Origin of the sequence: Streptomyces sp. NBC_00539, from assembly GCF_036346105.1 — a bacterium.
GTDB lineage: Bacteria > Actinomycetota > Actinomycetes > Streptomycetales > Streptomycetaceae > Streptomyces.
This window is the reverse complement of sequence record NZ_CP107811.1, coordinates 1,990,455-2,004,743: the sequence shown is the minus strand read 5'-3', so window position 1 is coordinate 2,004,743 and position 14,289 is coordinate 1,990,455. Positions and strand designations below refer to the sequence as shown.

Genomic DNA, 14,289 nt, shown 5'->3' with positions numbered 1-14,289 from the left:
GCCCCTCCTTACGCGTACCGGGTGGATAACGGAAGACTCGCAAGACCGGAACCCTCTTGACGTGGGAGTCTGCATCGGCGTGGATGCAGGGTGGCCACGCCGTGCGCCACAGACCAACCGAGGAAGGGGCCCCGTGAGACTGCTGCTCGTCGAGGACGACGACCACGTCGCCGCCGCGCTGTCCGCGATCCTCGCCCGGCACGGCTTCCAGGTCACCCACGCCCGCAGCGGCGAGGAGGCGCTCCACGCCCTGCTGCCGCCCGGTGCCCAGGCCTCCGCCCCTCCCTACGGGGTGATCCTGCTCGACCTCGGCCTGCCCGACCAGGACGGCTACGAGGTGTGCGGCAAGATCCGCAAGCGCACCGCCACGCCCGTCATCATGGTGACCGCGCGCGGCGACGTACGCTCCCGCATCCACGGCCTGAACATGGGCGCCGACGACTACGTCGTCAAGCCCTACGACACCGGCGAACTCCTCGCCCGCATCCACGCCGTCGCCCGCCGCACCGGCGCCTCGGAGGAGGCCGCGGCTACCGGGACCGGCGCCCCGTCCGTGGTCCGGCTCGGTCCCGTCGCCATCGAGCTGCCCACCCGCCGCGTCACCGTGGACGGCGCCGACGTCCCCCTCACGCGCAAGGAGTTCGACCTGCTCGCGCTGCTCGCCCAGCGCCCCGGGGTCGTCTTCCGGCGCGAGCAGATCATCAGCGAGGTGTGGCGCACCAGTTGGGAAGGCACCGGGCGGACCCTCGAAGTCCATGTCGCCTCGCTGCGCTCCAAGCTGCGCATGCCCGCCCTCATCGAAACCGTCCGCGGGGTGGGCTACCGGCTCGTCGCCCCGCCCGCCCCGTAGCAAGGTCCCGTCGTGCGCGCCCGGCTGCTGCCCCTGCTCATCGTCCTCATGGCGGGCGTCCTGCTCGCGCTCGGTTTCCCGCTCGCCGTCAGCCTCGCCGCCGGTCAGCAGCAACGGGTGGTCGTCGACCGGATCGACGACAGCGCCCGCTTCGCCGCCCTCGCCCAGTTCGTCATCGACGCCGAGGGCTCCGCCGCCACCGGCGCCGACCAGCGCCGCGAGACCCTCCAGCTGGAGCTGGCCCGCTACCAGGAGCTGTACGGCATCCGCGTCGGCATCTTCTACCGCGACGACAACGCCATGGTCCGCGCCCCCGGCTGGTGGCAGCTCCCGGAATCCGGTGAGGGCCGCCGGGCCTTCGAGGAAGCCCTTGCCGGGCGCCGCAGCCACGACCCGGGCCAGGTCTGGCCCTGGCAGACCCGCGCCAAACTGCTCGTCGCCTCCCCGGTCGTCCTCGACGGGGACGTCGTCGCCGTCGTCGCCACCGAATCACCCACCGGTCAGCTGCGGGCGCGGATCCTGCAGGGCTGGCTGCTGATCGCGGGCGGCCTCGCCGCCGCCATGCTGCTGGCGTTCGGGGCCGCCCTGCGGCTCACCAGCTGGGTCCTCAAGCCCGTCCGGACCCTGGACGCCGCCGCGCACGGCATCGCCACCGGACGGATGAACTCCCGCGTCGCCGCCGCCGGCGGGCCCCCGGAACTCCAGCGCCTGGCCCACTCGTTCAACGAGATGGCCGACAACGTGGAAGACGTCCTGGAGCAGCAGCGGGCGTTCGTCGCCGACGCCTCCCACCAGCTGCGCAACCCGCTCGCCGCGCTGCTCCTGCGGATCGAGCTGCTCGCCCTCGAACTGCCCGAGGGCAACGAGGAGATCGCTTCCGTGCGCACCGAGGGCAAACGCCTGACACAGGTCCTGGACGACCTGCTGGACCTGGCGCTGGCCGAACACGCCACCGCCGAGATCAGCCTCACCGACATCGGCGCGCTCACCGCCGAACGGGTCACCGCCTGGCGCCCCTACGCCGAGGAGAAGGGGGTACGGCTGACCGAGGCCGGCCCGGCCGCCGTCACCGGGTGGGCCGATCCCATCGCGCTGTCCAGCGCGCTGGACGCCGTCATCGACAACGCCCTCAAGTTCACCCCCGAGGGAGAGGAGGTCGAGGTCGCGGTCTGCGCACAGGGCCGTACGGTCCAGGTCGTCGTCGCCGACCGCGGGCCCGGCCTCACCGAGGAGGAGCTCCAGCGGATCGGCGACCGTTTCTGGCGCAGCGGACGCCACCAGAACGTCAAGGGTTCCGGCCTCGGGCTGTCCATCTCCCGGGCGCTGCTCGCCTCGGGCGGCGGGTCCCTGTCGTACGCGACGAACCCGCCCCACGGGCTGCGGGTGACGGTCACCGTCCCGCGCACCGCCCCCCACGCCTCCTGACGCTCAGGCCCACCGCAGCGTGGTGCGGGCCGCGCCGGAGCGGGCGTACAGCTCGTCCACGGCCCGGACCTCGAACGCCGCCGCGGGCTCCCCGCCGCAGCGGGTGACGGCGGGGAGGTACAGGGCCGTGCCGCAGGTGCCGCCGAGGAAGCGGCGGGTGCCGTCGGGCAGGCGCCTGTGGACTTCGTAGTGGCGGACCGGCCCCGCTGCCCGGCGCCAGGAGAGGCGGACCTCGGCCGTGCCGTCCCGCTGGGCCGAGGCGTCCACTTTCAGCGTGCTCGGGGTGGCCGGGGGCCGCTGCGCGGCGGTGTCGCGTACCGACAGGGCCCCGAGCCGCCAGCGCACCGGCGCCGTCCCGCGCGGGGTGATCCGTACCGCGATCGCGTACGCCGTCGTCCCGCGCGGCGCGTCGAGCACGGCCCGGGCGCGCTGCCAGCCCTGTCCGGCGCCACGGGTCGCCGCCTTGAACCAGGTGTACGGGAGCGGCTCGCCAGGGGCGGCGGGCTCGCGCAGCGCGATCCCGACCTCCACCGCGACCGTGCCCGACTCGGTGGCGTGGACCAGTTCCACGGCGGTGGGGCCGGACAGCGGCAGACGGGTGGAGTGCAGGCCGATGACGGCCGGGGCGGCCAGGGCGTCCGCCACCAGCAGGCTGGAGCCGCCGCGCCACGCGCCAGCGAAGTCCAGGGTCACGCGGGGGCGCGGGCCGGTGGTGTCCACCACCCAGCGGCGGCCCGGGAGCCGGTCCTGGAGCCCGAGGTGGTTCCACGGCGTGTCCGAGGTGACCTTCCCGTCCTCGTACCAGCGCAGCCCGTGCCCGGTGTTGAAGGCGCAGGCGAAGGGCAGCGCCACAACGGTCGAGCGGTCCGCCACGACGGTGGCCGGAGCCCGCCAGCCCGTTTCGGGCGCGGGGCGGGCCGGGTCGAGGGACTCGCCCGTCCAGAAGCGGTCGTCGGCCTGGTGGAAGGCGCCGGGGGAGCGCTCGCCGAGGTGGCCGAGCGTCCATTCCGGCCGGTAGAAGCCGTAACTGACGACGTGGTCGCGCCCGCGCGGGACGATGGCGTCCCAGTCGACGGAGGTGTCCCAGCCCCGGGACCCGGTGTCCACGGCCGCCCACAACTCGTGGCGGGAGCGGCCCAGCCGCTCGGCGAGCGCGCCGGAATCGGCCAGGGAGCGCGCGCTCCAGCGGAAGTCCACGAACACCGTGTCCGCGACCGGCCCGGCCCGGTCCTCGAAGAACTCCTGGTTGAGGGCGTTCAGTTCGCCCTGCCAGCCGACCCCGCCGGTGCTGTTCATCGCGTCGTACCAGGTGATCCGCAGGCCGTGCGGCGCGCCGGCGGCGCGCAGCGCACGCAGGAACTCCCGCATCCGGGTGGCGAGCGCGCTGTCCCCGCCGTCGGTCTCGGCGTTGACGAACCAGCCGTCGAAGCCGTACGCCCGCGCCACCTGGACGAGCTTCCCCGCCAGAGGGAAACGGCCCAGGGGGTCCCGCTGGACCAGGTCCCGGGTCCACCGGAGGTCGCCGCCGTACGCGACGGGCGGAAGGAAGACGTTGCCCAGCACCCGGACGCCGTTGCGGTGGGCGGCGTCGATGACGGGCGCGTTCGGCGCGAGCACGACGCCCTCGCCGGCCGAGCCGCCCCAGAACACCAGCTCGTCGAGGTACGCCCAGTGCGTGAGGGCGTAGTAGTCGGCCGTCGCGGACCCCTGGGAGGGGTTCCCCGCGGTCGGCGCGAAGGAGACCAGCGAGGCGATACGGGCCTGGCCGGCGCGGGCGTCCGGATGCGGCGGCACCGGGGCGAAGCGGGGCGCGAGGGGGACGCTCGCGCTGTTGTGGGCCAGGTCGGGGTCCGATTCGGGCGTCCACCGCGTGAGGGAGCGCCAGGTGATCCCGGGGCCGGGGACGCCCGGGGGGAGCGAGTCCGGGAACCAGTAGGAGGCGTACGGGGCCAGGGCGGGCGCGGCGGGGGCCGCGGGCGGGCCGGGCGCGGCCGGGGTCGCGGCCGGCGCGGTGGCGGCCCGGGCCGGGGTGCCGGAGCCCAGGAGGGCGGCCGCTGCGGAGGCGGCCCCGGCGGCGAGCAGCCCGCGCCGGGCGGGCCGTGCGCGGGGGGAGCGGGCGTCGGGTGTGCCGGGTGCGGGTGTGCCGGGCAGGGGCGTGCCGGGTTCGGGTGTGCCGGGTTCGGGTGTACGGGGTGCGGCGCTGCTGCCGGGCTCGGGCACGGTGGCTCCTCGGGCGGTGCGTCGGTGGCGGGGTCAGGCGGTGCCGGTCACGTCGTGCAGGTGCAGAACCTCGGTGATGCCGCGCGCCGACAGGTGCGCCGGGTCCCGGGCCAGATCCGCCAGGACCACCGCCGGGCGCAGCCCCCGCGCGGTCAGCGCCGCCCAGGCCTCGAAGAACGCCCCGCCCGGCCCGCACACCGAACGGCCCGGCGCGGCCTCCGCCCCGCCGACGTCGACGGCGAGCGCGGTCGAGCGGGGCGGCGGCCGGTGCTCGCGGCCCCGCCACGAGGCGGCGATCCGGGCCAGCGCGGCTCCGGCGGGCTTGACCCGGCGGTCGTTGGTGAGCAGGCCGAGGCCGTACTCCAGCTCCGGGAAGTCCGCCAGCTCCCGCGACACGTCGTGCGAACACCACCAGGTCACGCCCCACACGTCCGCGCAGTCCAGCGCGTTGGCCACGGTGGCCCCGGTGAACCGCGCCGCCTGCTCGGGCGGGACCAGCGGGGCCGGAGCCCCGACCTCCTGGAGCCACACCGGCCGGTGCGGGTCCACCGCCCAGGCCTTGGCGAGCTCGATCAGGTACGCGGCGTGGTGCTCGGTCGCCGTCCCGGTGGCCCCGTGGCGCTGAGCCGTGCCGTTGAACACCCAGGAGTGCACGGCGGTGGCCGCGCCCAGCCGGGCGGCCTGGGCCGGGGTGAAGGGGTGCCCGTCCTGGTACCAGGCGGCGTCGTACTCGGCGTGGACGTGGAACCGGCCGGGGGCCCCCTTGTCGCAGGCGGCCAGCATCCGCTCCAGCCAGCGCGCGGCCCGGGCCGCGTCGATGCGGTCGGGGTCGGGGTGCGGGGCGTCGGCGAACTGGTTGATCTCGTTGCCCACGGTCATGCCGAGGAAGTTGGGCCGGTCCGCGAGGGCGGCGGCCAGCGTGGTCAGGTACTCCTCCTGCGCGCAGACCACGTCCGGGTCGCGGAAGATGTTGCGCCGGTGCCATGTCCGGGTCCACGCGGGCAGGAAGTCGAAGCTCGACAGGTGCCCCTGCAGGCCGTCCACGGCGACGTCCAGTCCGCGCTCGGCGGCCGCGTCGGCGAGTGCGACCAGCTGCTCGACGGCGCGGGGCCTGATGAGCGTGCGGTTCGGCTGGAACACCGGCCAGAGCGGGAAGACCCGGACGTGGTCCAGGCCGAGGGCGGCGATCGAGTCGAGGTCGGCCCGCACGTCACCGAGGTCGAAGTCCAGCCAGTGGTGGAACCACCCCCGCGCGGGGGTGTAGTTGACGCCGAAGCGCGGACTGCGGACGGGGGGCGGAAGGGGGCGGCCGTCGGGCATGGGGGTCCCGGAGTTCGCAGGAAGGCACCGGACCCACCGAAAACTGCCGGGAGTCCAAGGGGAAGTCAACAGGGCCATTCGCGCCGGAGCGGCCGGTGTGCAGGGCCGGGCAACGTCCGTGCCCGCTGCCGTGTTCGTGGGTGCGGGGCGCTCGGCAAGGGGTGTACTCGTGGGCTCCGCCCGAGTGGCGCAGTCACGGTCGTGCCCGAACTGACCCATCAGGAAAGCGACTTCGGAGCCAGGGTGCATCGGCGGGGGAAGCGGTCGGGCCGGGCCGGATCGCGTACGGTCCGGCCATCGCAGTTCGCGCCACCGCAGGAGGATGAGCCGGCCATGGCCCGCAGACCCACCATCAAAGACATCGCCCGCCGGGCAGGGGTGTCGGAGAGCGCCGTCTCCTTCGCGCTCAACGGCCGGCCGGGCGTCTCCGAGGACACCCGGGCCCGGATCCGGCGCGTCGCAGAAGAGCTCGGCTGGCAGCCCAACAGCGCGGCCCGCGCCCTGTCCGGGGCGCGCGCCGGAGTGGTCGGGCTGGTCCTGGCGCGGCCCGCGCACACCCTCGGGGTGGAGTCCTTCTTCCTGCAACTCGTCTCCGGCATACAGGAGGTGCTGGCCGCCGGCCGGATCGCCCTCCTGTTCCAGGTGGTGGAGGACGTGGACGCGGAGTGCGCGGTCTACCGGCGCTGGTGGGCGGAACGGCGCGTCGACGGGGTCATCGTCGTGGACCCGCGCACCCAGGATCCCCGGCCGGAACTCCTGACCGGACTCGGCCTTCCCGCGGTGATGGTCGGCACGACGGCGACGGCGACGGACCCGGCCGCGGCGGCGGTGACCACCGGGCCGGACGGCTCCGTGGGCCCCGAGGGGCCGCCCGCCGCCCTCTCCACCGTCCGGGCGGACGACGCCGGAGCCATGGCGCAGGTACTGGACCACCTCCACCGGCTCGGGCACCGCCGGATCACCCACGTCGCGGGCCTGCCCGCCCTCGCCCACACCGCCCGCCGGATGGCCTCGCTGCGCGCCTGGGCGGAGCGGCACGGCCTCGGCCCGGCCCACGTCCGGTCGGTGGTGACCGACTACTCCGACGCCGAGGGCGCCGCCGCCACCCGGCGGGTCCTCGCCGACCCCGAGCCGCCCACCGCGCTCGTCTACGACAACGACGTGATGGCGGTGGCCGGCGCCGCCGTCGCCGCCGGCCTCGGGATCCCCGTCCCCGCCCGGCTCTCGCTCGTGGCCTGGGACGATTCGGCCCTGTGCCGGGTCACCCATCCCCGGCTGACCGCCCTCGTCCGTGACACGGCGGGCTTCGGGCGGCTCGCGGCCGAGGAACTGCTGGCCGTCCTGGCCGGGGGCCCGCCGCGGGTGCGGGAGAGCGAGCTGCCCCGGCTGGAACCCCGCGACAGTACGGCGCAGGCCCCGGCCGCATACTGAACCCCGACCCCTTCCAGGAGCGCCGCCGTGACCACTTCCCCCTCCGCCCCCTCCGCGAACCGCGGCCCCGGCCCGGCCGATGGCCTCACCGTGGCGATCGACATCGGCGGGACGAAGATCGCCGGCGCGCTGGTGCACCCCGACGGGGCGATGACGGCCGGCACCCGCCGCCCGACCCCGCGCGGGACCGACGCCGAGGGGGTGATGGCCGCCGTCGCCGAGGTCGTCGCCGACCTCGCGCGGAGCCCGCTGTGGCCGTCGGTGGTCCGCTGCGGCGTCGGCAGCGCCGGCCCGGTCGACACCTCGCGCGGCACCGTCAGCCCGGTCAACATCGCCGCCTGGCGCGGGTTCCCCGTCCTGGACCGGGTCTCTGCGGAGCTGGCGGCCCACGGCGCCCGGATCCCGGCCGTGCTGGCCGGCGACGGCGTGGCCATGACGGCGGCCGAGCACTGGCTGGGCGCGGCCCGGGGCCACGCCGACGCCCTGTGCATGGTGGTCTCCACCGGCGTCGGCGGCGGCCTCATCCTGAACAACCGGCTCCACCCCGGCCCCACCGGCAACGCCGGTCACATCGGCCACATCAGCGTCGCCTTCGACGGCGAGCCGTGCGTCTGCGGCGGCCGGGGCTGCGTCGAATCCCTCGCCTCGGGCACGGCCATCGCCCGCTGGGCCCTCGCCCAGGGCTGGACCCCGGGCGGGGACCAGGACGCCACCGCCGCGGGGGTGGCCGCCGCCGCCCGGGCCGGCCACCCCGTCGCCGTCGCCGCGTTCGACCGGGCGGGCCGGGCCCTGGCCGCCGCCATCGCGGCCACCGCGACCCTGGTGGAGACCGGCATCGCGGTCATCGGCGGCGGCGTGGCCGCCTCCGGGGACACCCTCTTCGAACCGGTCCGGCGGCACCTGGCCTCGTACGCGACCCTGTCCTTCGTGCGGGACCTGCGGGTCGTCCCCGCGAGCCTGGGCACCGACGCGGGGCTGATCGGCGCGGCCGCCGCGGCGACGATGCTGCTGTCGGGGCGGACCGGCTGACGGGGCTGCCCGGAGACGGAGCGGACCGGCTGACGGGGCTGCCCGGAGACGGAGCGGACCGGCTGACGGGGCCGCCCGGAGACGGAGCGGACCGGCTGACGGGGCCGCCCGGAGACGGAGCGGACCGGCTGACGGCTGCCCCGCCTACGGCTTGACCGAGCGGTAGTACCGCGCCGCGCCCTCGTGCAGCGCCAGCGGATCGGTGTAGATCGCCGTCCGCAGGTCCACTAGCTGCGCGGCGTGCACCTCGTGCCCGATCCGGTCCCGGCTCGAAATCACCGTCCGGGTGAACCGCTCGGTCAGCTCAGGACCGGTGTCGTCCCTGGTCACCAGCAGGTTCGGCACCGCCAGCGTGGCCACCGCCGAGGTATTGCGGGCCCGCGCGTACGCGTCCTGCGGCATCACCGCCGCCCGGTAGTAGCGGGACGGGGTGCCGCTGCCCTGGAGCCGCTCGACGAGGTCGCCCAGCTGCACGAGCCGGATCTCGAACCGCTCGGACAGTTCCCGTACCGCGTTGGTCGGCAGGCCGCCGGACCAGAAGAACGCGTCGATCCGCCCCGCCTCCAGCTCCACGGGCATGGTGTCGATGCCTATCGACACCGGGGTGATGTCCCGCGCCGGGTCCAGATCTGCCGCCGCCAGCAGCCGGTCCGAGATCAGCCGCACCCCGGACCCGGCCTGGCCGACCGCGACCCGCTTCCCCTTGAGGTCCCGCGCCGACTGCACCGGCGATCCGGCGGGCACCACCAACTGCACGTAGTCGTCGTAGAGCCGCGCGACGCCCCGCAGCCGCTCCGCCCCCGGTTTCCCGTCGAGCCGGTACTTGGCGACCGCGTCCGCCGTCGCGATGGTGAAGTCGGCCTCCCCGGCGGCCACCCGCTGGAGGTTCTGCTGGGAGCCTTCGCTGGGCTCCAGCTTCACCGTGACCCGGGGCATGTCGGTGGCGAGCGCCTGCTCCAGCAGCTCCCCGTAGCGGTGGTAGACGCCGGTACGGACGCCCGTGCTGAAAGTGAGGCTGCCGCTGGGCTCCGGCTCCCCGAAGGGCCTCAGCCACCACACCAGCAGCCCGCACACGGCGAGCACCGCCGCCAGGCCCCACAGGGCGCGACGCCGGCTCACGCGGGGCGGTACGAGGTGCACGCCGGCGATCCTGCCACCCCGCCCGGCGTCCTGTCACGGCCCGGATGCCGTGCACCGGTGGACCACCGCCCCCGCGGCTGCGGGCCGGAGGGCATCCGGGGAGCGCCTACCCTTGTTCCATGACCAGCAGCAGCGACCGGAGCACGGCAGTGGACGTCAAGGGAACTTACGAGGTGCGCACCTACGGGTGCCAGATGAACGTGCACGACTCCGAGCGGCTTTCCGGTCTGCTGGAGGACGCCGGTTACACGCGGGCGCCCGAGGGCTCCGACGGCGACGCCGACGTCGTCGTCTTCAACACCTGCGCCGTCCGCGAGAACGCCGACAACAAGCTGTACGGCAACCTCGGCCGGCTCGCCCCGATGAAGACCAAGCGCCCCGGCATGCAGATCGCCGTGGGCGGCTGCCTCGCGCAGAAGGACCGCGACACGATCGTCCGGCGGGCCCCGTGGGTCGACGTCGTCTTCGGCACCCACAACATCGGCAAACTGCCCGTCCTGCTGGAGCGCGCCCGCGTCCAGGAAGAGGCGCAGGTCGAGATCGCCGAGTCGCTGGAGGCCTTCCCCTCGACGCTGCCGACCCGCCGCGAGTCCGCGTACGCCGCCTGGGTCTCGATCTCCGTCGGCTGCAACAACACCTGCACCTTCTGCATCGTCCCCGCGCTGCGCGGCAAGGAGGAGGACCGCCGTCCCGGCGACATCCTGGCGGAGGTGGAGGCACTGGTCGCCGAGGGCGTCTCGGAGATCACCCTGCTCGGCCAGAACGTCAACGCCTACGGCTCCGACCTCGGCGACCGCGAGGCCTTCTCGAAGCTGCTGCGCGCCTGCGGACAGATCGAGGGCCTGGAGCGGGTCCGCTTCACCTCCCCGCACCCGCGCGACTTCACCGACGACGTGATCGCGGCCATGGCCGAGACCCCGAACGTGATGCCGCAGCTGCACATGCCGCTGCAGTCCGGCTCGGACCCGATCCTCAAGGCCATGCGCCGCTCGTACCGCCAGGAGCGCTTCCTCGGCATCATCGAGAAGGTGCGCGCCGCCATCCCGCACGCGGCGATCTCCACCGACATCATCGTCGGCTTCCCCGGCGAGACCGAGGAGGACTTCCAGCAGACGATGCACGTGGTGCGCGAGGCCCGCTTCGCGAACGCCTTCACCTTCCAGTACTCCAAGCGCCCCGGCACCCCCGCCGCGGAGATGGAGGGGCAGATCCCCAAGGAAGTCGTCCAGGAGCGGTACATGCGCCTGGTCGCCCTCCAGGAGGAGATCTCCTGGGAGGAGAACAAGAAGCAGGTCGGCCGCACCCTCGAAGTCATGGTCGCGGAGGGCGAGGGCCGCAAGGACGGCGCCACGCACCGGCTCTCCGGCCGCGCCCCCGACAACCGCCTCGTGCACTTCACGAAGCCGGACCAGGAGGTCCGCCCCGGTGACGTCGTGACCGTCGACATCACCTACGCCGCCCCGCACCACCTGCTGGCCGAAGGCCCGGCCCGCTCCGTGCGGCGCACCCGCGCCGGCGACGCGTGGGAGAAGCGCAACGCCGCCCCGGCCCAGCCGGCGGGCGTCATGCTCGGCATCCCCACCCTGGGCGTCCCGGCCCCGCTGCCGCCGGCCAGCTCCGGCTGCGCCGTGACCGCCTGATCCCGCGGCGCGCCGGGCGGGTGCGAGGGGGTCCCCGCGGGGGGCCCGGAGCGGGCCGCGCCCGGCTAGGCTGCGGATCATGCTCGTAGCCGCTGCCGTCTGTCCCGCCCCGCCGCTCCTCGTGCCGGAGGTCGCCGCGGGGGCCGCCGCCGAACTGGACGGGGCCCGTACCGCCTGCTCCGACGCGCTCGCCGTGCTCGCGGCCTCCAGGCCCGGCCTGCTGGTCGTCGTGGGCGCCGCGTCGTCCGACGACCAGGTCGGCCCGTACCCCCAGGGTTCCCGGGGAGGCTTCCACGGCTTCGGCGTCGACTCCGGTGTACGGCTCGGCGAGGGCGTCCGCCCCGGCGACGGGGTCCGGTCCGGCGAGGAGCCGGACGCCGGTACGCGGCCGCTCCCGCCGGCCCTGGCCGTCGGCGCCTGGCTGCTGGACCACGCGCGCTGGGGCGCCGCGCCCGTCGAGGGGCTCGCGGTGGCGCACTCCCTGGAGACCGGGGAGGCCCTGCGCGCGGGCCGCGACCTCGCCGCCCGGGAGGACCGGGTCGCCCTGCTCGTCATGGGCGACGGCAGCGCCTGCCGGACCTTGAAGGCGCCCGGCTACCTCGACGAGCGCGCCGGAGCCTTCGACACCGCCGCAGCAGCCGCCCTCGCCACCGCGGACACCGCCGCCCTCGCCGGACTCGACGTCACGCTCGCCGCCGAACTCCAGGCCGCCGGCCGGGCGCCCTGGCAGGTCCTCGCCGGCGCCGCGGAGGGCGCGGGGCTCGACGGCCGGCTGCTGTACGAGGACGCCCCGTACGGGGTGGGCTACTTCGTCGCTGCCTGGTCCTGAAACCCGCCCGGCGGCGGTACGCCGAAGGGGCGCGGGGCCCCTCGGACCCCGCACCCCTTCGCGGACGACTCAGCCGGTCGCCGACGGCGTCGGCCCGCCGGGACCGTGACCGGGATCGTCCTTGTGGGCGATCTTGCCCAGGGCGCCCTTCGCCTTGCTCGTGCCCGCCGTGATCTGGCCGCTGTACTTGCCCTTGGTCTTGGAGTCCACGACCTTGGCCATCTTGTCCAGACCCTCGCCGATCCTGCCCTCGTGCTGCTGCGCGAGGTCGCCGACCTTGTCCTTCGCCGGCCCGAGCTTGGCCTTCAGATTGTCCAAGAGGCCCATTGGTCACCGTCCATTGCCGGGAGCTACGTACGGGCGCCCTCGCCGGTCTCGCTGTCCGCGGCGGCCTCCACCGACTGCTGCTTCGGGATCTCCACGGGCTCCGCCGCCGGGACCTCCGCCTCAGCCGCCACTGCCTCCGCTTCCCCGGGCGTGGCCGTCAGGCCCTCGGGAGCGGCCTCTTCGGTCGAACCCTGATCCTTACGGCCAAAAAACCGGCTGAAAACACCCATGTCTACTCCCATAAACGTTACTCGTGCGAGTGGAGTTCCGCCTTGGCCGGACCGGCCTCCCCCGGGCGCGCCGGGCCCGGAACCCCGCCAAGGCAACGACCCCGACCGCATCCCGTCACGTCACTCGATCGGGTATCCGGCGCAGGGTTTGCGAGACTGTGGCAGTGAGGAATGCAGCTCCCGCCCCGCGGGTCATCGCCGTCGTCGGTCCCACCGCGGCCGGAAAGTCCGACCTGGGCGTAGCCCTGGCCCACCACTTCGGCGGGGAGGTCGTCAACGCGGACTCCATGCAGCTGTACCGGGGGATGGACATCGGCACCGCCAAGCTGACGCCCGAGGAACGCGGAGGGATCCCGCACCACCTCCTGGACGTCTGGGACGTCACCGAGACCGCCAGCGTCGCCGAGTACCAGCGCCTCGCCCGCGCCGAGATCGACGCCCTGCTCGCGCAGGGGCGCACGCCGGTCCTCGTCGGAGGCTCCGGGCTCTACGTCCGCGCCGCGCTCGACGCCATGGACTTCCCCGGCACCGACCCGGCCGTGCGGGCCCGGCTGGAGGACGAGCTCACCCTGCGCGGCCCCGGCGCCCTGCACGCCCGGCTGGCCGCCGTCGACCCGGACGCCGCCCACGCCATCCTGCCCAGCAACGGCCGCCGGATCGTCCGGGCCCTGGAGGTCATCGAGATCACCGGGCAGCCGTACACCGCCAACCTGCCGGGCCACGAGTCCGTCTACGACACGGTCCAGATCGGCGTGGACGTCGCCAGGCCGGAGCTGGACGAGCGGATCGCCCTGCGGGTGGACCGGATGTGGGAGGCCGGTCTGGTCGACGAGGTCCGGACGCTGGAGGCCCAGGGGCTGCGCGAGGGCATCACCGCCTCCCGCGCGCTGGGGTACCAGCAGGTGCTGGCCGCCCTCGCGGGCGAGTGCACCGAGGACGAGGCCAGGGCCGAGACCGTACGCGCCACCAAGCGGTTCGCCCGCCGACAGGACTCCTGGTTCCGCAGGGACCCGCGCGTGCACTGGCTCAGCGGAGCGGCCGAGGACCGCGGGGAACTCCCCGGACTCGCGCAGTCGTTGGTCGAACGAGCGGTCACAGCCTGATCACGTGATGGCATCGGGAAGCCCCGTGCGCCCGTCTGGGGGTCTGGACCATGCCATCATCAAACTGCTGAACAGCGGCGTACGAAGTCCGAGTGGGGAGGGCGCGTGGCTATGGAGGCCGGCCCTCGTGACACTGGGCGGGACGACACCGGACGGGAGGCGGACCTGCTCCACAGCGGGACCGCGGAGCCTGCCGGGCCCGCCGCGGAGCCTGCCCGGCTCGCTCCGGGCCTTGCCCTGCCCGCCGCGGACCCCGCCTCCGGGACGGTTCCGCGACAGGAGCCCGGACCGCAGCCGGCCGGGCCCGACGGTCCCGGCTCGCTCGGGCTGCCCGCCGACCCCGCGCGGCTGACCCCCGACGGCCCGGACGCGCCGGACGCCGCGGCCGAGGGCGCCACCGGCCCCGAGTTCGAGGTCGAACTGCGCCCCCAGCGCCGCCTGCGCATCTGGCAGATCACCCCTATCGTGATGCTGGCCGCCGCAGGCTCGCTCATGTTCGCGTTCCCCCTCGCCTTCGAGTTCGGTGACGGCGGAGCCGTCGTCGCCATGCTCGGTTTCCTCATCAGCGCCTGCGCCGCCGGCTGGGGGATGATGGCCGCGCGCCGGGTCGGCTACTCCCTGCCCGGGCTCCGCCCGCGGGGCGGCGGCCGCCTCCCCGACTGGCGCATGGCCGCGCTGTACGCGCTGGTCGCGCTGGCCGTCGTCGCGCTCGCCGTGTACCGGGTGGCCCGGCTGCGCTGAGGCC

12 protein-coding genes are annotated in these 14,289 nt (G+C 75.0%); 8 read left to right on the top strand and 4 right to left on the bottom strand.

Annotation, left to right across the window (positions count from 1 at the left end):
- Window positions 1–133: 133 nt before the first annotated feature.
- A complete protein-coding gene (locus OG861_RS08635) occupies window positions 134–850 on the top strand; it encodes a response regulator transcription factor (RefSeq protein ID WP_329198882.1) in 717 nt (238 codons plus the stop codon).
- A gap of 12 nt (window positions 851–862) precedes the next feature.
- Window positions 863–2,275 carry a sensor histidine kinase gene (locus tag OG861_RS08630; protein ID WP_329198884.1) on the top strand — a complete coding sequence of 471 codons (1,413 nt, stop codon included), beginning with the start codon at window positions 863–865 and terminating at the stop codon, window positions 2,273–2,275.
- Window positions 2,276–2,278: 3 nt separating this feature from the next.
- Here the strand turns inward: OG861_RS08630 and OG861_RS08625 are convergent, their stop codons facing one another.
- A complete protein-coding gene (locus OG861_RS08625; RefSeq protein WP_330261975.1) occupies window positions 2,279–4,426 on the bottom strand; it encodes an endo-beta-N-acetylglucosaminidase in 2,148 nt (715 codons plus the stop codon).
- A gap of 102 nt (window positions 4,427–4,528) precedes the next feature.
- Window positions 4,529–5,815: a glycoside hydrolase 5 family protein gene (locus tag OG861_RS08620; RefSeq protein ID WP_330261677.1), complete on the bottom strand. Its 1,287-nt coding sequence runs from the start codon at window positions 5,813–5,815 to the stop codon at window positions 4,529–4,531.
- Between the two features lie 333 nt (window positions 5,816–6,148).
- Here OG861_RS08620 and OG861_RS08615 point away from each other — a divergent pair, with 333 nt between their 5' ends.
- Both OG861_RS08615 and OG861_RS08610 read left to right on the top strand, forming a co-directional pair.
- On the top strand, window positions 6,149–7,246 hold the full coding sequence (locus tag OG861_RS08615; protein WP_330261676.1) for a LacI family DNA-binding transcriptional regulator: 1,098 nt from the start codon (window positions 6,149–6,151) through the stop codon (window positions 7,244–7,246).
- Between the two features lie 27 nt (window positions 7,247–7,273).
- Window positions 7,274–8,275: an ROK family protein gene (locus OG861_RS08610; protein ID WP_443064462.1), complete on the top strand. Its 1,002-nt coding sequence runs from the start codon at window positions 7,274–7,276 to the stop codon at window positions 8,273–8,275.
- Between the two features lie 144 nt (window positions 8,276–8,419).
- Here OG861_RS08610 and OG861_RS08605 read toward each other — a convergent pair whose 3' ends face one another.
- A complete protein-coding gene (locus OG861_RS08605) occupies window positions 8,420–9,415 on the bottom strand; it encodes a TAXI family TRAP transporter solute-binding subunit (protein WP_443064461.1) in 996 nt (331 codons plus the stop codon).
- A gap of 119 nt (window positions 9,416–9,534) precedes the next feature.
- Between OG861_RS08605 and miaB the strand changes: the two genes are divergently transcribed.
- Window positions 9,535–11,055, top strand: a complete 1,521-nt coding sequence (miaB, locus tag OG861_RS08600; RefSeq protein WP_330261675.1) for a tRNA (N6-isopentenyl adenosine(37)-C2)-methylthiotransferase MiaB — start codon at window positions 9,535–9,537, stop codon at window positions 11,053–11,055.
- 79 nt (window positions 11,056–11,134) lie between these two features.
- Window positions 11,135–11,884, top strand: coding sequence for a class III extradiol dioxygenase subunit B-like domain-containing protein (locus OG861_RS08595; RefSeq protein ID WP_330261674.1), 750 nt, complete (start codon window positions 11,135–11,137; stop codon window positions 11,882–11,884).
- A 69-nt stretch (window positions 11,885–11,953) separates the two neighbouring features.
- Here OG861_RS08595 and OG861_RS08590 read toward each other — a convergent pair whose 3' ends face one another.
- On the bottom strand, window positions 11,954–12,211 hold the full coding sequence (locus OG861_RS08590) for an antitoxin (protein ID WP_330261673.1): 258 nt from the start codon (window positions 12,209–12,211) through the stop codon (window positions 11,954–11,956).
- 394 nt (window positions 12,212–12,605) lie between these two features.
- Between OG861_RS08590 and miaA the strand changes: the two genes are divergently transcribed.
- Together miaA and OG861_RS08580 are read left to right on the top strand one after the other, a co-directional pair.
- A complete protein-coding gene (miaA, locus tag OG861_RS08585) occupies window positions 12,606–13,544 on the top strand; it encodes a tRNA (adenosine(37)-N6)-dimethylallyltransferase MiaA (RefSeq protein WP_329198898.1) in 939 nt (312 codons plus the stop codon).
- Window positions 13,545–13,649: 105 nt separating this feature from the next.
- Window positions 13,650–14,285: a hypothetical protein gene (locus OG861_RS08580; protein ID WP_443064460.1), complete on the top strand. Its 636-nt coding sequence runs from the start codon at window positions 13,650–13,652 to the stop codon at window positions 14,283–14,285.
- Window positions 14,286–14,289 lie beyond the last annotated feature (4 nt).